At 67.2% G+C, this 16,631-nt stretch carries 11 protein-coding genes and 2 rRNA genes; 9 read left to right on the plus strand and 4 right to left on the minus strand.

Annotated features, from left to right (window positions below):
- Window positions 1-8 precede the first annotated feature (8 nt).
- Together rrf (C1931_RS01760) and rrf (C1931_RS01765) are read left to right on the plus strand one after the other, a co-directional pair.
- Window positions 9-123: ribosomal RNA gene (gene rrf / locus C1931_RS01760) — 5S ribosomal RNA — on the plus strand.
- Between the two features lie 134 nt (window positions 124-257).
- Window positions 258-372: ribosomal RNA gene (gene rrf, locus C1931_RS01765) — 5S ribosomal RNA — on the plus strand.
- 1,127 nt (window positions 373-1,499) lie between these two features.
- On the opposite strand, the gene C1931_RS01770 is transcribed toward rrf (C1931_RS01765), so the two are convergent.
- Entirely contained in the window at window positions 1,500-3,212 is a 1,713-nt protein-coding gene (locus C1931_RS01770; RefSeq protein ID WP_108755191.1) for a M28 family metallopeptidase, read from the minus strand.
- Window positions 3,213-3,291: 79 nt separating this feature from the next.
- Entirely contained in the window at window positions 3,292-3,954 is a 663-nt protein-coding gene (locus C1931_RS01775; protein ID WP_108757616.1) for a hypothetical protein, read from the minus strand.
- Window positions 3,955-4,048: 94 nt separating this feature from the next.
- Between C1931_RS01775 and C1931_RS01780 the strand changes: the two genes are divergently transcribed.
- Complete coding sequence (locus tag C1931_RS01780) at window positions 4,049-5,350, plus strand: peptidoglycan DD-metalloendopeptidase family protein (protein ID WP_108755192.1); 1,302 nt, start codon at window positions 4,049-4,051, stop codon at window positions 5,348-5,350.
- A 107-nt stretch (window positions 5,351-5,457) separates the two neighbouring features.
- Entirely contained in the window at window positions 5,458-6,870 is a 1,413-nt protein-coding gene (locus C1931_RS01785; RefSeq protein WP_108751930.1) for a S41 family peptidase, read from the plus strand.
- 342 nt (window positions 6,871-7,212) lie between these two features.
- Here the strand turns inward: C1931_RS01785 and C1931_RS01790 are convergent, their stop codons facing one another.
- The gene (locus C1931_RS01790) at window positions 7,213-7,905 is read right to left on the minus strand and encodes a rhomboid family intramembrane serine protease (protein ID WP_108748229.1); all 693 of its coding nucleotides are present in this window, start codon (window positions 7,903-7,905) and stop codon (window positions 7,213-7,215) included.
- 225 nt (window positions 7,906-8,130) lie between these two features.
- Here C1931_RS01790 and C1931_RS01795 point away from each other — a divergent pair, with 225 nt between their 5' ends.
- From C1931_RS01795 to C1931_RS01805, 3 genes are all read left to right on the plus strand, one after another.
- Window positions 8,131-9,558 (plus strand): outer membrane protein transport protein, encoded by a 1,428-nt coding sequence (locus tag C1931_RS01795; protein ID WP_108755193.1) that lies wholly within the window; start codon window positions 8,131-8,133, stop codon window positions 9,556-9,558.
- Between the two features lie 376 nt (window positions 9,559-9,934).
- Entirely contained in the window at window positions 9,935-10,543 is a 609-nt protein-coding gene (gene pnuC / locus C1931_RS01800) for a nicotinamide riboside transporter PnuC (RefSeq protein ID WP_108755194.1), read from the plus strand.
- Window positions 10,530-11,600, plus strand: a complete 1,071-nt coding sequence (locus tag C1931_RS01805; RefSeq protein ID WP_108755195.1) for an AAA family ATPase — start codon at window positions 10,530-10,532, stop codon at window positions 11,598-11,600. Before pnuC ends, C1931_RS01805 begins: the two co-directional genes overlap by 14 nt.
- Before the next feature lie 101 nt (window positions 11,601-11,701).
- On the opposite strand, the gene putA is transcribed toward C1931_RS01805, so the two are convergent.
- Window positions 11,702-14,920 carry a bifunctional proline dehydrogenase/L-glutamate gamma-semialdehyde dehydrogenase PutA gene (gene putA / locus C1931_RS01810; RefSeq protein ID WP_108755196.1) on the minus strand — a complete coding sequence of 1,073 codons (3,219 nt, stop codon included), beginning with the start codon at window positions 14,918-14,920 and terminating at the stop codon, window positions 11,702-11,704.
- A gap of 273 nt (window positions 14,921-15,193) precedes the next feature.
- Here putA and C1931_RS01815 point away from each other — a divergent pair, with 273 nt between their 5' ends.
- Window positions 15,194-15,670 carry a DUF2244 domain-containing protein gene (locus C1931_RS01815; RefSeq protein WP_108748234.1) on the plus strand — a complete coding sequence of 159 codons (477 nt, stop codon included), beginning with the start codon at window positions 15,194-15,196 and terminating at the stop codon, window positions 15,668-15,670.
- Window positions 15,671-15,681: 11 nt separating this feature from the next.
- On the plus strand, window positions 15,682-16,614 hold the full coding sequence (gene coxB / locus C1931_RS01820; protein WP_108751935.1) for a cytochrome c oxidase subunit II: 933 nt from the start codon (window positions 15,682-15,684) through the stop codon (window positions 16,612-16,614).
- Window positions 16,615-16,631 lie beyond the last annotated feature (17 nt).

A 16,631-nucleotide genomic window follows, 5' to 3' on the forward strand; every position in this document is an offset into this window, starting at 1 on the left:
AAAGCCTCCCTGGTGAAATTAGCGCTGTGGAACCACCCGATCCCATCCCGAACTCGGAAGTGAAACGCAGCTGCGCCGATGGTAGTGTGGCTCAAGCCATGCGAGAGTAGGTCATCGCCAGGGTTTATACCCAAAAACCCCGCTGCTCACGCAGCGGGGTTTTTTCTTATTAAGTGAAGGCACTGCTTTTTCCGGGTACCTTCCGCCCCAAGGGCAAGATCGCGAGCTGGCGCTGCAAGCGCTGCTGCAACCGTCTCCCTGGTGAAATTAGCGCTGTGGAACCACCCGATCCCATCCCGAACTCGGAAGTGAAACGCAGCTGCGCCGATGGTAGTGTGGCTCAAGCCATGCGAGAGTAGGTCATCGCCAGGGTTTACACCCAAAACCCCGCTGCTCACGCAGCGGGGTTTTTCTTTGCGCGAAACCAAGCGCCCGGTAGATCCACGCCATGCGCGGATGGGTTGCGCCGGGCCATGCCCGGCGGAAAACAGTGCCAACCAAGGTTGGCACCTACCAGGGCTGACCCCAGTAGATCCACGCCACGCGTGGATGGGTAGCGCCGGGCCATGCCCGGCGGAAAGCAGTGCCAACCAAGGTTGGCACCTACCGTGCGTGGATGGTTTTTTCGCGAAACCAAGCGCCCGGTAGATCCACGCCATGCGCGGATGGGTTGCGCCGGGCCATGCCCGGCGGAAAACAGTGCCAACCAAGGTTGGCACCTACCGTGCGTGGATGGGTTTGGCGCGAAACCAAGCGCCCGGTAGATCCACGCCATGCGTGGATGGGTAGCGCCGGGCCATGCCCGGCGGAAAGCAGTGCCAACCAAGGTTGGCACCTACCGTGCGTGGATGGTTTTTTCGCGAAACCAAGCGCCCGGTAGATCCACGCCATGCGCGGATGGGTTGCGCCGGGCCATGCCCGGCGGAAAACAGTGCCAACCAAGGTTGGCACCTACCGTGCGTGGATGGGTTTGGCGCGAAACCAAGCGCCCGGTAGATCCACGCCATGCGTGGATGGGTAGCGCCGGGCCATGCCCGGCGGAAAGCAGTGCCAACCAAGGTTGGCACCTACCGTGCGTGGATGGTTTTTTCGCGAAACCAAGCGCCCGGTAGATCCACGCCATGCGCGGATGGGTTGCGCCGGGCCATGCCCGGCGGAAAACAGTGCCAACCAAGGTTGGCACCTACCGTGCGTGGATGGGTTTGGCGCGAAACCAAGCGCCCGGTAGATCCACGCCATGCGTGGATGGGTAGCGCCGGGCCATGCCCGGCGGAAAGCAGTGCCAACCAAGGTTGGCACCTACCGTGCGTGGATGGTTTTTTCGCGAAACCAAGCGCCCGGTAGATCCACGCCACGCGTTGATGGGTAGCGCCGGGCCATGCCCGGCGGAAAGCAGTGCCAACCAAGGTTGGCACCTACCCCTGGCGGCGGCATAAAAAAACGGCGCCCCGTCGGGCGCCGCTTCCTCGTCCAAGTGAATCAGTCGAGCACGCTCGACGCTACGGGGCCGAGGCCTTGTTCTTCATCATGGTGTCGCGGGCGGCCTTGAAGGGATTGCCTTCGTACCAGTTCGGCCAGCGATCGCCGCCCGCCAGTTCCTTGCCCACGCCGTACATCAGCTGCAGATCTTCCACGGTGCCATCCAGCTTCCAGGTGGCCGCGTCGAATTCATCCTTCGGGCCGTGGTAGCGGTTGTTGCCGTAGTCGGTCGCTGCCTTGCGGCCGGCGTCAACGCCGCCGTCGCGCAGGTCCTCACCGCCGTCGGCATACAGGGCCGGCACGCCGGCCTTGGCGAAGTTGAAGTGGTCGGAACGGAAGTAGAAGCCGCTCTGCACCGAGGTTTCACCGTGCAGGGTGCGGTCCTGTGCGGCCGCCAGCGGCTTCAGGATGTCTTCCAGCTCGGAACTGCCGAAGCCGGTCACGGTCACGTCCTTGGCACGGCCGGCCACCGACATCGCGTCGATGTTGATCACCCCGGCAATCTTGTCCAGCGGGAAGGTCGGGTGGGCCACGTAGTACTTCGAACCCAGCAGGCCAGACTCTTCCAAGGTGACCGCCAGGAACACCACCGAGCGCTCCGGCTTCGGGTCCTGGTGGGCCATGGCTTCGGCCACTTCCAGAATGCCGGCCACGCCGGTGGCGTTGTCCACGGCACCGTTGTAGATGTTGTCGCCTTCCTCGCCTTCATGCTTGCCCAGGTGGTCCCAGTGGGCCATGTACAGCACGGCTTCGTCGGCACGCTTGCTGCCCGGCAGCACGCCCACCACGTTGCGCGACTGCTTCTGCGCGACCTGGCTCTTCAGGTCGACCGAGGCGGTGGCCTGCAGCGGTACCGGCTTGAAGCCGCGCTTGCTGGCGTCCTTGTACGCCTGAGCCAGGTCCAGGCCGGCACCGGCGAACAGCGCCTTGGCGGCCTCGGCACTCAGCCAGCCCTGCACCGGCAGGCGGCGCTCCGGATCATCCTTGGCCGGCAGGTCGTACTGCGGGCCGGCCCAGGAGTTCTTCACCACATCCCAGCCATAGGAGGCGCCGGCGGTGTCATGCACGATCAGTGCGCCGGCGGCACCCTTGCGCGCGGCCTCTTCGAACTTGTACGTCCAGCGGCCGTAATAGGTCATGCGCTTGCCGTCGAACAGGGTCTGGTCGTCGACGTGGAAGCCCGGGTCATTGACGAACATGACCACCGTCTTGCCCTTCCAGTCCTGGCCCTGGTAGTCGTTCCACTTCTGCTCCGGGGCGTCCACGCCGTAGCCGACGAACACCAGGTTGCTGGCATCCAGCTTCACTTCGGTCTGGCCGGTACGGGTGCCGACCACCATGTCGGTGCCGAACTTCAGTTCGGTGGTCTTGCCGCCCTGCTCGATCTTCAGCACGGTCGACTCATCGGCCGTGGTTTCGGTCATGGGCACGTCCTGGAACCAGCTGTCACCGTTGCCCGGCTGCAGGCCGATGCGCTGCATCTGGTCGCGGATGTAGTTGACCGTCAGCTCTTCGCCCTTGCTGCCGGGGGCGCGGCCTTCGAACTCATCCGAGGCCAGGGTCTTCACCATCTCGCTGAAGTCGGCGGCGTTGATGTCCGGCGAGAACGCGTGGCTGGCCGGCTTGGCCGCTGCAGCGGTATCGGTGGCCGGCGCGGCGGCGGGCGTGTCTTCGCCCTTGCAGGCGCTGAGCGCGGCCGCAGCGGCCAGGCACAGAAGGAGTTTACGGGGCATCGTCGGTATCCTGGATACAGATGGGGGCCGCGCCAGGCACGGCCAGGGAACGGGGATCAGTCCCCGGTGCAGCACGACGTCAATCCGCCGGGGCGGTATCGGTGTCGAACGGGATGGCGTCGGCGCCGGTGACCGGACCGATGCGGGCGCTGCGGTGCACGTACAGCACCACCTCGCGCTCGAATTCCAGCGGGCCACTGACCACGGCATTGGGGCCGATGATGATGCGCGGCTTGCGGCTGGTGGTGAGCGAGACGCTGAAGTTCGGCTTGCGCACGTGCACGCCACCGGACACCTGCGAACCGATGCCGACGGTGATGTCACCGTTCACCGTTTCCACGTCCTTGCGCACCCGGCTGTTGACCAGGCCGATGCCACCGTTGACCGTTTCCACGCCGCCTTCGATCTGGCTGCCGGCGTCGCTGAAGATGCTGCCGTTGACCGTGCTGACATCGCCGTGGGCGATCACTTCGCGGCCCAGGCGAACGCCACCGTTCACCGTCTCGATGCTGCCGGTGCGTGCGCGGTCGGCCACGGTCACCCCGCCGTTGACGGTGTCGATGCTGCCGGTTTCCACGCCTTCGCCCACGCGGATGCTGCCATTGACGGTGTCCAGCTTGCCGTAGCGCTGGCCCGGATCGGCGCCGATGCTGCCGTTGACCTTGCTGATGTTTTCCTGCGCCGCCAGCGGCGCGGCGGCCAGCAGCAGGCCCAACAGCAGCGGAATGGAATGGGTTTTCATGGGGACCTCGTTGTTGTGCGGCTGGCAGGCCGCGTGCGGAGATGTCACCATTCCCCGGCACCCCCTGCAACTGCCTGAAGTCACTGGAAAGCCCTTGCGCCACAACGTCTTCCCCTCACGCCAGCATCACATCGCCGTCCGCGGCGCGCGTTGCCTGTTGCTGGGGCTGGCCTTGGCGCTGGCACTGCCGGTGCCGGGCGGGGCGCAGACCGCGTCCACCCGCGAGGCCGAGCGCAAGCTGCAGAAGTTGCGCAGCGAGCTGAAGGACGTGGCGCAGGAGCGCCGGCAGATCGAGGGCCAGCGTGGCCAGGCATCGCGGCAACTGCGCGAGGCCGACGAAAAAGTGGCCCGCAGTGGCCGCAGCCTGGCCCAGACTGAAAGCGCGCTGCGCGAACAGGCCCAGGCGCTGGCCCAGGCCGAGCAGCGCCGCAACGAACTGCAGGCCACCCTGGCCAAGCAGCACCGCGAACTGGCCGGCCTGCTGCGCGCGGCCTACCAGTTGGGCAATCACGCGCCGCTGAAGCTGCTGCTGTCGCAGGACACCGTGGCCGATGCCAACCGCGCCCTGGCCTACCACCGCTACCTGCAGCGCGAGCGCGCCGAGCGCATCGCCACCCTCACCGCGGATCTGCAGGAACTGGAGACGCTGCAGGCCCAGATCGCCGAGCGCCAGCAGCATCTTCAGGGCGCCCAGCGCGACCAGAAGCAGCAGGCCGCCACGCTGGCTGCCGACCGCCGCGAACGGGCGCAGACGGTGGCGTCGCTGGAAGAACGCTTCAAGGACCGGCGCGAGAAAGAACAGGCGCTGGGCCAGGATGCCAAGGCGCTGGAAACCCTGCTGGCCAACCTGCGCGCCGCTGCCGCCCGCGCCGAAGCCGAGCGCCGCGCCGCTGCACGCAAGGCGGCGGCGGAAAAGGCGGCGGCCGAGAAAGCGGCCCGCCAGGCCAAGGCCGAAGGCCGCCCGGCGCCGCCCACCAAGGTACCGCCGGCAGTGGCCTCGGCGCCCGCGCCGAAGGTCGGCGGCCTGGGCTGGCCGCTGTCGGGCAATCTGCTGGCCCGCTACGGTGGCAAGCTGCCCGATGGCCGTACCAGCAGCGGCGTGCTGATCGGTGCGCCGGCCGGCAGCACGGTCACGGCGGTGGCCGATGGCACCGTGGTGTTCTCCGACTGGATGACCGGCTACGGCATGATCCTGATCGTCGACCACGGCAATGGCTACATGAGCCTGTACGCGCACAACGACACCCTGCTGAAGGATGCCGGCGCGCGCGTCAGCCGCGGCGATGCGGTGGCCAAGGTTGGCAACTCCGGCGGCCAGGGCGTCACCGCGCTGTACTTCGAACTGCGCCGCGGTGGCCAACCGGTCAATCCGGACAGCTGGCTGCAGCGCCGCTGAATCCTGGCGGCCGCATGGCCGCGGGATTCAACGGGAATTTATCCACGCTTCGCGCATAATCGGTGCATGTGCCTTGGGCACGATGCCACCGTCGACAGGAGTGATCCATGCGCGCAGCCCGTACCGCCACCCTCTTGCTGGCCTTGTTGCCAGCGTTGTCCTGGGCGCAGCAGACCGCGCCTGCGGCCGCCGCCGAAACCCCGGCGCAGGCCGCCAGCAACGAAGAGGCGGTGACATCGAAGGTGCCGCTGGAAGATATCCGGCGCTTCGTGGCGGTCTACAACGCCGTGCGTGCGGCCTACGTGGACCCGGTGGACGACAACAAGCTGATGCAGTCGGCGGTGCGCGGCCTGCTGCTGGACCTGGATCCGCACAGCACCTACTTCAACAAGGAAGACGCCGAGGCCTTCGACGAACAGGCCAACGGCGCCTATGAAGGCATTGGCGTGGAGCTGCAGCAGCAGCCCGACAACGCTTCGATGAAGGTGATTTCTCCGATTGACGATACGCCTGCGGCCAAGGCCGGCATCCTGGCGGGCGATCTGATCATCGCCATCGACGGCAAGCCGATCAGCGCCATCGATGCCAGCGAACCGCTGCGCGGCCCGGCCGGCAGCAAGGTGGTGCTGACCATCGTGCGCGAGGGCAAGCCCAAGCCGTTCGATGTGCCGCTCACCCGGCAGACCATCCGCGTGACCAGCGTGCGCAGCCGCCTGCTGGAACCGGGTTACGGCTATATCCGCCTGGCCACGTTCCAGGCCGACACCGGCGCTGATTTCCAGAAGCACGTGCAGCAGCTGCAGAAGCAGTCCGGCGGCAGCCTGAAGGGCCTGGTGCTGGATCTGCGCAGCAACCCCGGTGGTCTGCTGACAGCCGCCGTGCAGGTGGCCGACGATCTGCTGGAGAAGGGCAACATCGTCAGCACGCGCGGCCGCATCCGTATCAGTGATGCACGCTTCGACGCCACCCCGGGCGACCTGCTGAAGGGCGCGCCGGTGGTGGTGCTGGTCGATGCCGGTTCGGCCAGTGCGTCGGAAGTGCTGGCCGGTGCGCTGCGCGACAACCAGCGGGCACGCGTGGTCGGCAGCCGCACCTTCGGCAAGGGCTCGGTGCAGACCGTGCTGCCGCTGGACAACGGCGACTCGGTGAAGCTGACCACCGCGCGCTACTACACGCCCAGCGGCAAGTCGATCCAGGCCACCGGCATCGTGCCGGACGTGGAACTGAAGCCGGCGCCCACGCCGGAAGAAGACGCGCTGCCGGCCAGCCTGAGCGACTACAGCGAGGCGACCCTGCCGGGCCACCTGCGTGGTGACGACGAAGGCACCGAGGGCTACAGCGCCGGCGCCGTGCTGCCGGGCGACGGCCCCATCGACGATGCCCTGGCCGAACTGAAGAACCCCGGTTCGGTGGCCGCGCGGCTGAAGGCCGAGGCCGCCAAGGCTGCTGCAGCCAAGCCGCCGGCGAAGGCTGAAGCGAAGCCGGAAGCAAAGCCCGCCCCGGCCCCGACCAAGCCCTGACGGTAGCGCCGGGCCGTGCCCGGCGATGCGTTCCCCTGCGCTGACGCACGTGGTCGGTAGAGTCGAGCTTGCTCGACTGTTTTTGCTTGAAGCAGTCGAGCAAGCTCGACTCTACGGAGAGGCCAGAGCAGTCGAGCAAGCTCGCCTCTACGGAGAGGCCAGAGCAGTCGAGCAAGCTCGACTCTACGGAGAGGCCAGAGCAGTCGAGCAAGCTCGCCTCTACGGACAGGCCAAGGCAGTCGAGCAAGCTCGACTCTACGGAGAGGCCAGAGCAGTCGAGCAAGCTCGCCTCTACGGACAGGCCAAAGCAGTCGAGCAAGCCCGACGTTACGAAGCAGATGGCTAGAAGCCGTGGCGCTTGCGCAGCTTGCGGGCGATCGCGGCGCGTACGTAGACGCCGTAGAGCAGGCCGAACAGGAAGCCGCCGATGTGCGCCCACCAGGCCACCATGCCGAAGGTCGGGCCGATGTAGGCGAACACCACCTGCAGCGCCGCCCACACGCCGATCAGCAGGTAGGCCGGGGCGCGCACGAATTCCAGGAACAGGCCCAGCGGAATGACCACCCCCAGCCGTGCGCCGGGGAACAGCGCCAGATAGGCGCCGATCAGCGCCGACACCGCACCGCTGGCGCCGATGATGATCTGGTCCGGGCTGCCCATGGTGTAGATCGCCACCAGGTTCGATACCGCCCCGCCCAGCAGGAACAGCAGCAGCAACCGCCACGGGCCCAGCACGCGCTCGGCGGGCAGGCCGAAGATCAGCAGGAACACCAGGTTGCCCAGCAGGTGCGACCAGTCCGCGTGCAGGAACAGGGCGGTGAACAGGCGCAGCACGCTGCCGTCCTGCAGCGTGGCCCAGTAGTCCAGCGGGTGGGTCAGGCCGGTGGACAGGGCGCCCCAGTCCAGCCACAGGCTGCGACGGGCGTCGTCCGGGCGTGAGATCGACCACAGGAACGCCAGCCACACTGACGCAAACAGCACGGGCGTGGCCCAGCGCAGGGCCGCCTTCTTGCGTGAGGGGAGCGAGACGAACATGGGCGCTAGCCTAGCGTGCGCGGGCATTGTGCGGGGAGGCGCCTGTTCATGTTTTGCGAAGGGAAAAGCCCCGCTGCTGTTATTGTTTCATTAACGTCTCTGAGTGATACTCGCATACGGCGTCGTATGTCGGGAGGGGAATCCGGCGCGTTCTGGCGGGCCTTCGGGTCCGGTAGGCGCAGGCGCACTCAGAGCACCATCACCGCTTACCGGAGAGAGAACACGATGCAAACTGCTTCCACCATTGCCCGACTGACCCTGCTGGCCGTCGGCGTTGCCGGTGCGCTGGCCGCCGCCGATGCCAACGCCGCTGCCTTCCAGCTGAAGGAAAACAGCGCCAAGGGCCTCGGCCGCGCGTTCGCCGGCTCGACCTCTGCCGAAGGCGATGCCTCGGTGGTCGCCACCAACCCGGCCTCGATGCGCCTGCTCGACGGCACCCAGTTCCAGGGTGACGTGAGCGCCATCAGCTTCGGCGCCAAGTTCCGCGGCGAAGGCCAGTACGGCAACGGCGCCCCGATTTCCGGCGGCAACGGCGGCGACGCCGGCATGATCGCCCCGGTTCCGGCCGCTTACTTCCACGTGCCGTTCGGCGAAAAGGACAACATGCACTTCGGTGTGTCGCTGTCGGTGCCGTTCGGCTTCAAGACCGAATACGACCGTGACTGGGTCGGCCGCTACAACGGCGTGAAGACCGAACTGCAGGCCGTCGACCTGGGCGCCGCGTTCTCCTACGACGTGAACCCGTACCTGTCCTTCGGTGCGTCGGTGTTCGTCGAGCGCCTGGACGTTGACCTGACCAGCGCCGTCGATGCCGGCACCGCCATCAACGCCAGCGCCCAGCAGCGTGCTGCTGCCACCGTGCTGGCCCGTGGCGGCACCCAGGCCCAGGCCGCTGCCGCTGCCCGCCAGGCCGGTATCCAGGCTGCCCAGCTGGGCTTCTCGCCGGGTACCGCCGATGGCTACCTGCGCATCAAGGGCGACGAAATGTCCGTGGGTTACACCCTGGGCATGACCGTCAGCCCGGTGGAAGGCACCAACATCGCCTTCAGCTACCGCTCGGAAGTGGAACACAAGATCACCGACGGCAAGGCCGACTTCACCATGACCCCGGCTGCGGCCGCGTTCCTGGCCAGCGCTGCCCCGGGTACCTTCGTTGACAGCAACGGCCGTGCCACCATCACCCTGCCGGCCAGCGCCACGGTCAGCGTCAGCCACCGCGTGAACGACCAGTGGAAGATCATGGCCGACGTTTCGCGCACCGCGTGGAGCAAGTTCGACCAGGTCACGGTTGACTACGATTCCAACCAGCCCGACAGCGTGCTGCCGTTCCACTACCGCGACACCACCTTCGCTTCGATCGGTACCGAGTACCGTCTGAACGAGCAGCTGACCCTGCGCGGCGGCCTGGCGTACGACCAGACCCCGACCACCGATGCCCACCGCGACGTGCGCGTGCCGGACACCACCCGCAAGTGGCTGTCGCTGGGTCTGACCTGGGCCCCGTCGGAGAAGATGGAATACAGCGTGGGCTACACCCACCTGTTCACCAAGGATCCGAACATCACCTCGACCTCGGCCACCGGCAACACCGTGACCGGCAAGTACAAGGTGACCGGCGACGTGCTGGCCGCTTCGATGCAGTACAAGTTCTGATAACGGCCACGGCCTGACGCAGTACAGGGAGAGCCCCGCGCAAGCGGGGCTTTCTTTTTGTGCGCCATCCACGCATGGCGTGGATCTACTAGTGGTGCGCCATCCACGCATGGCGTGGATCTACGGGTGGTGGGTCATCCACGCATGGCGTGGATCTACGGGTGGTGGGTCATCCACGCATGGCGTGGATCTACTAGTGGTGCGCCATCCACGCATGGCGTGGATCTACGGGTGGTGGGTCATCCACGCATGGCGTGGATCTACGGGTGGTGGCTCATCCACGCATGGCGTGGATCTACTGGGGCCATCCACATCGCGTGCACCGATCCGGTCGTGGCCGCCCACGCGCGGCGCGTGGATCGACGACAATAGTGGCATGAACCTGTCCGATCCCAATTTCCAGCTGGAGCTGGCTGCCAACATCGCCGTGGCCGGCTCGATCCTGCTGGCCGGCCGCAACAACGTGCACACCTGGTGGCTGGGCATCGTCGGCTGCGCGCTGTTCGCTGCGGTGTTCGAGCGTTCGCACCTGTACGCCGACATGGTGCTGCAGGGCTTCTTCATCGTCATCAGCGTGCTGGGCTGGTGGCAATGGCTGCGGGGTGACCACGGCGCGCCGTTGCCGATCACCTCGCTGCGCCCGCGCGCCTGGGCGTGGCTGCTGCCGCTGGCGGTGGTGGGCACGCTGGGCTATGGCTGGATGCTGACCCGCCTGACCCAGGCCTATGCGCCGTACATCGATTCGGCAGTGCTGGTGCTGAGCGTGATCGCGCAGATCCTGATGATGCAGCGCAAGCTGGAATCGTGGTGGGTGTGGCTGCTGGTGAACACCATTGCAGTGCCGCTTTACTACAGCCGCGGCCTGCATCTGACCTCGATCCTGTATATCGGTTTCTGGATCAATGCGCTGGTGGCGCTGCGCCATTGGCGCACGCTGATGCGCGCCGACCGCGCGGCGCCGGGCGCGGCCGATGCCACTGCCTGAGAAGGTGCCGCGCGGTCTGGTGGTGGGCAAGTTCTGCCCGCTGCATCGCGGCCATGAACGGCTGATCGAGTTCGCTGCCGCGCGCTGCCAGCAGTTGCTGGTGATCGGGTGGTCACAGCCGGGATTCGCCGGCTACAGTGCCGAGAGGCGCGAGCGCTGGCTGCGGGCGCGCTTCCCGCAGGCGACCATCGTGGTGCTGGATGACGACCGCTTGGCCGCCCTGTGCCGCGCGCATGGCGTGGCGGTGCGCGCGCTGCCGCAGGACAGTGAAAGCGAGCAGGTGCAGCGCGACTTCACCGCGTGGCTGTGCCTGGCGCTGTTCGGTGGGCCGGTGCAGGCCGTGTTCACCGGCGAAGACTATGGCGATGGTTTCGCCGCCGCCCTGGCCCAGCAGTTCGCTGCAGCGGTGCAGCATCACCGGCTGGACCGCGCGACCGACATCGGCCAGGCCAGTGGTACGCAGCTGCGTGCTGATCCGCATGCACACCGCAGCAGCCTGTCGCCGGCGGTGTATGCCGACCACGTGCAGCGCGTCGCCTTCATTGGTGGCGAATCCACCGGCAAGAGCACCTTGGCACGGGTGCTGGGCGAACGCCTGGGCACGGCCTGGGTGCCCGAGTTTGGCCGTACGTTGTGGGAACAGCAGGGCGGTGCGCTGCACGCGCAGGATCTGCTGCGCATCGCCGCGACCCAGCCGCAGCATGAAGAGCAGGCGGCGCAGCACGCGCACCGTTGGCTGTTCTGCGATACCACCCCGCTGGTCACGCTGGGCTACAGCGGCTGGATGTTCCAGACGGCGCCAGCGGAGCTGCAGCGCGCCGCAGCGCGGCCCTACGACCTGCTGTTCCTGTGCGCGCCGGACATTCCCTTCGAGCAGGATGGCACGCGCGTGGGCGTGGAATTCCGCGCACGGCAGCACGCGTGGTACCTGCAGCAGCTGCAGGCGCGTGGGGTGCCATATGTGCTGCTGGAAGGCGATCTGGACGCGCGGGTGGCGCGGGTACAGGCCGAGCTGGCGATGCGCGCGGACAACCGCTTCAGCGTGGTGGCCGGGTAAGCGCCGCCGGGCATCGCCTGGCGCCACCGGAAGGACACAAAAAACCCCGCTTTCGCGGGGTTTTCCGTGCATCCATCACACCCGTGGAAGGGAGGGGTGTCTTAGTCGCCCAGGGTCAGCAGCGAGGCATTGCCACCGGCGGCGGTGGTGTTCACCGTCACCGTCTTTTCAGTGGCGAAGCGCAGCAGGTAGTGCGGGCCGCCGGCCTTGGGGCCGGTGCCGGACAGGCCCTGGCCACCGAACGGCTGCACGCCCACCACCGCACCGATCTGGTTGCGGTTGACGTAGACGTTGCCGACGTGGACGCCGTTGCTGATGCGGTCCACGGTTTCGTCGATGCGCGAATGCACGCCCAGGGTCAGGCCGTAGCCGGTGGCGTTGATCTGGTCGATCACCGCATCCAGCTGCTCACCCTTCCAGCGGATCACGTGCAGCACCGGGCCGAAGACTTCCTTCTGCAGCTGGCCCAGGTCCTTCAGTTCATACGCACGCGGTGCGAAGAAGGTGCCATGGGCGGCTTCGGCGGACAGTTCGGCAGCGGCGATCAGGCGCGCTTCGCGGTCCATGCGCGCGGCGTGGTCCTGCAGGATCTTCAGCGCGTCGGCGTCGATCACCGGGCCGACGTCGGTGGACAGCAGGCCAGGGTTGCCGACCTTCAGTTCCTTCATTGCGCCGGCCAGCATGGTCATCACCTTGTCGGCGATGTCGTCCTGCACGAACAGCACGCGCGCGGCCGAGCAGCGCTGGCCAGCAGAGGTGAAGGCCGAACCGATGGCGTCCTTGACCAGCTGTTCCGGCAGCGCCGAAGAGTCGGCGATGAAGGCGTTCTGGCCGCCGGTTTCCGCAATCAGCACGCCGATGGCGGCGTCGCGCGCGGCCATGGCGCGGTTGATCGCGCGGGCGGTTTCGGTGGAGCCGGTGAAGGCCACGCCGGCCACGCGCGGATCGGCGGTCAGCGCGGCACCGACGGTGGCACCGTCGCCCGGCAGGAACTGCACCACCTCGGCCGGCACGCCAGCGTCGTGCAGCAGCTTCACCGCGTAGTAGCCGATCAGGTTGGTCTGCTCGGCCGGCTTGGCGATCACGCTGTTGCCAGCGGCCAGGGCAGCGGCCACCTGGCCCAGGAAGATCGCCAGCGGGAAGTTCCACGGGCTGATGCAGACGAACACGCCACGGCCGTGCAGCTGCAGCTCGTTGGATTCACCGGTCGGGCTGGGCAGCTTTTCGGCGTGGCTGAACTGCTCGCGCGCCTGCTTGGCGTAGTAGCGCAGGAAATCCACCGCTTCGCGCACTTCGGCAATGCCGTCGGGCAGGCTCTTGCCGGCTTCCTTCACGCACAGCGCCATGAATTCGGGCATGCGCGCTTCCAGCTGGTCGGCGGCATGTTCCAGGATGGCGGCGCGGCTGGCGGCCGGGGTGCGGTTCCAGGCCGGCTGCGCGGCCACGGCATTGGCCAGCGCCTTCTGCACGGTGGCGGCGTCGGCGGCCTGCCACTGGCCCACCACGTCGCGGCTGTCGGCCGGGTTGGTGACCGGCAGCGAGGCACCGGTGGTGACCGCACCCGGCACCAGCGGCGCGGCCTGCCACGGCTTTACAGCCGCGTTGATCTGCTCGGCCAGGGCGCGCAGTTCGTTGTCGTTGGCGAGGTTGGCGCCCATGGAGTTCTTCCTGTCGTGGTTCTGGCTGCGCAGCAGGTCAACCGGCAGCGGGATCTTGGGGTGCGGAATCGATTCGAACGAGGCGACCATCTCGACCGGGTCGCGGACCAGGTCGGCGATCGGCACGCGCTCGTCGGTGATGCGGTTGACGAAGCTGGAGTTGGCGCCGTTTTCCAGCAGGCGGCGCACCAGGTACGGCAGCAGGTCTTCGTGCGAACCCACCGGTGCGTACACGCGGCAGGGCAGGCCCAGGCGATCGGCCGGCACCACTTCGGCGTACAGGTCATCGCCCATGCCGTGCAGCTTCTGGTGCTCGTACACGCCGCCGTTGGCGATGCTGCGCACCGCGGCGATGGTGTGCGCGTTGTGCGTGGCGAACATCGGGTAGATCGCGTCGGCATGGGTGAACAGACGCTTGGCACAGGCCAGGTAGGACACGTCGGTGTTCTGCTTGCGGGTGAACACCGGGTAGCCCGGATAGCCTTCGATCTGCGCGCGCTTGATCTCGGCATCCCAGTAGGCGCCCTTCACCAGGCGCACCTGCAGGCGGCGACCGGCGCGGCGCGCCATGTCGGCCAGGTGGTCGATGGTGTACGGGGTACGCTTCTGGTACGCCTGCACGACCACGCCGAAGCCATCCCAGCCGGCCAGCGAGGCATCGGAGAACACCTGTTCGATGATGTCCAGCGACAGTTCCAGGCGGTCCGATTCTTCGGCGTCGACGGTGCAGCCGATGCCGTAGCTCTTGGCCAGCTGCGCCAGTTCCAGCACGCCCGGCACCAGGTCCTTCAGCACGCGTGCGCGCTTGGCATGTTCGTAGCGCGGGTACAGCGCCGACAGCTTGATCGAGATGCCCGGCGCGTTGTTGACGTCGCCGTCGGGGCGGCCGCCGCGTGCCTTGTGATCACCGCCGATGGCGTGGATCGCACGACGGTAGTCTTCCAGGTAGCGCAGCGCGTCCTTCATGGTCAGCGCGCCTTCGCCCAGCATGTCGAAGGAATAGCGGTAGCTGGCGCTGTCGCCCTTGTGCGAGCGCGCCAGTGCTTCGCTGATGGTGCGGCCCATCACGAACTGGTGGCCCATGATCTTCATCGCCTGGCGCACGGCCAGGCGCACCACCGGTTCACCCACGCGGCCGACCAGGCGCTTGAACGCGCTGGGCGCATCGGCGCGGGTGGCATCGTTCATCTGCACCAGCTTGCCGGTCAGCATCAGGCCCCACGTGGAGGCGTTGACCAGCACCGAGTCGCTGCCGCCCAGGTGCTTTTCCCAGTCGGCATCGGCCAGCTTGTCGCGGATCAGCTTGTCGGCGGTGTCCTGGTCGGGAATGCGCAGCAGCGCCTCGGCCACGCACATAAGAAGCACGCCTTCCTCGCTGCCCAGGTCGTACTGGCGCATGAAGGCTTCGATCGCGCCCTGGTCCTTGGCGCGCACGCGCACCCGGCCGACCAGGTCGGCGGCCAGCGCCTGCACCCGGGCCTGCTCCTCGGCCGGCAGGCGCGCCTGCGCCAGCAGGTCACGCACGTGGCTGGCCTCGTCCTTCAACCAGGCGTCGGTGATGGCCTGGCGGAACGGGTTGGGGGGCGCCGGCAGTTCCGGCGACAGCAGCGCGCCCGGACGCGGCGCGTCGTTGGCGGTGGGGGAGGAAGAGGGTGCGTTCATGCCGGTCCGGCCAGTGGAAAACTTGGCGATTTTAATCATTTTTTGGCCGCCGGGAAGGGCCTCTCAGCGCCCTTGATGAACGCTGATAGCCCCTGATGGCGGTGGATTCAGCCTGTTCAGCCCAGCCGGGCTTTTTTGTGCCGAATTCGTCATTCGCGCCGCCGGGCTCATGCTGTATTGCAACATCGGAAAAAGTGTGAATGCACCCTTGCTACCGGCGAGAGGGCAGGGCTACCATCGAGACGTTTCCCGCGGCAGGAACGCGGTTGCGACATGATCGAGGTGCTTCCAGCTCCGGATGGGTCAGGTACGCAGCTGCGGCTGCGTCCCCCACGGGCGCTCGATGCCCGGCAGTTCATCCTGTTGTTCACCGTGTTGGGCGGGGCGATGTGGCTGGTTTCGGCCGTCGGTTGGCTGGCTGGCAATGTATTCGCCCCCCTGTTCGCGCTGCTGTATAGCCTGTTGCTGGCAGCCGCCCTGCGCGCCCTGTGGCGCAGCGGCGAACGGCAGGAGGAGATCCGGGTAGTGCCGGCGTGTGTGGAGGTCATCCCCACGCCCGGTGGTTCGCCGGTGTTCCGTGCGCACCCGCATTGGGTACGCCTGGTCACCGGTGATGAGAGGGTCCGGCTGGCATCCAGCGGACGGCAGGTGGAGGTGGGGAGTTTCCTCGCGCCGGCCGAACGCCAGACGCTTGCTGAAATGCTTGAAGGCTTGCTCGCCGCCAGCGATGGCGGCAACCGACGACGCTAAGGGTCTAGGCAATGAAGCAAAGCAGCAGGTGGGGCACGAAGTGCGTTGCAGCGGCCGCCGCGGTGGTGGCCGGGGGACTGGTACCGGCACTGGCCTGGGCACAGGCGGCCGATCCCAAGCCGTGGCAGCTGAACATGGGCAAGGGGGTCACCCAGACCTCGCGCCTGGCCTGGGAGTCGAACAATCTGTCGCTGATCATCTGCACAGTGATCGGGGTCATCGTGTTCGGCGCGATGGGCTATGCGATGTTCAAGTTCCGCAAGTCCAAGGGCGCGGTGGCGGCCACCTTCAGCCACAACACCAAGGCCGAGATCATCTGGACCGTCATTCCGGTGATCATCCTGGTAGTGATGGCCTGGCCGGCCACGGCCAACCTGATCAAGATGTACGACACCCGCGATGCCGAGATGACGGTGAAGATCACCGGCTACCAGTGGATGTGGAAGTACGAATACCTGGGCGAGAACGTGACCTTCACCAGCCGCCTGGACCGCGAATCGGACCGGGTGCGGCAGAGTGGCATCGTGCCCGACCGCGAAAGCCACCCGCATTACCTGCTGGACGTGGACAACCGCCTGGTGCTGCCGGTCGATACCAAGGTGCGCTTCGTCATCACCTCCGACGATGTGATCCATGCCTGGTGGGTGCCGGCGCTGGGCTGGAAGCAGGACGCCATTCCCGGCTTCATCAACGAAGCCTGGACCAGCATCGAGCAGCCCGGCGTGTACCGCGGCCAGTGCGCAGAACTGTGCGGCAAGGACCACGGCTTCATGCCGATCGTGGTCGAGGCGGTGTCCAAGGAAGACTTCAGGCAGTGGCTGGCGCAGCGCAAGCCGGCGCCGCCTGCCGAGCCTGCTGCACCGGCCACACCTGCAGCAGCGGAAGCCGCACCTGATGCCGCCGCGCCCGCTGCGGCGCCGGCGGCGCCGGCCGACGGGGCCTGATCCAACACCCGTGGCCG

It is taken from the genome of Stenotrophomonas sp. YAU14A_MKIMI4_1 (assembly GCF_003086855.1).
Lineage (GTDB): Bacteria > Pseudomonadota > Gammaproteobacteria > Xanthomonadales > Xanthomonadaceae > Stenotrophomonas.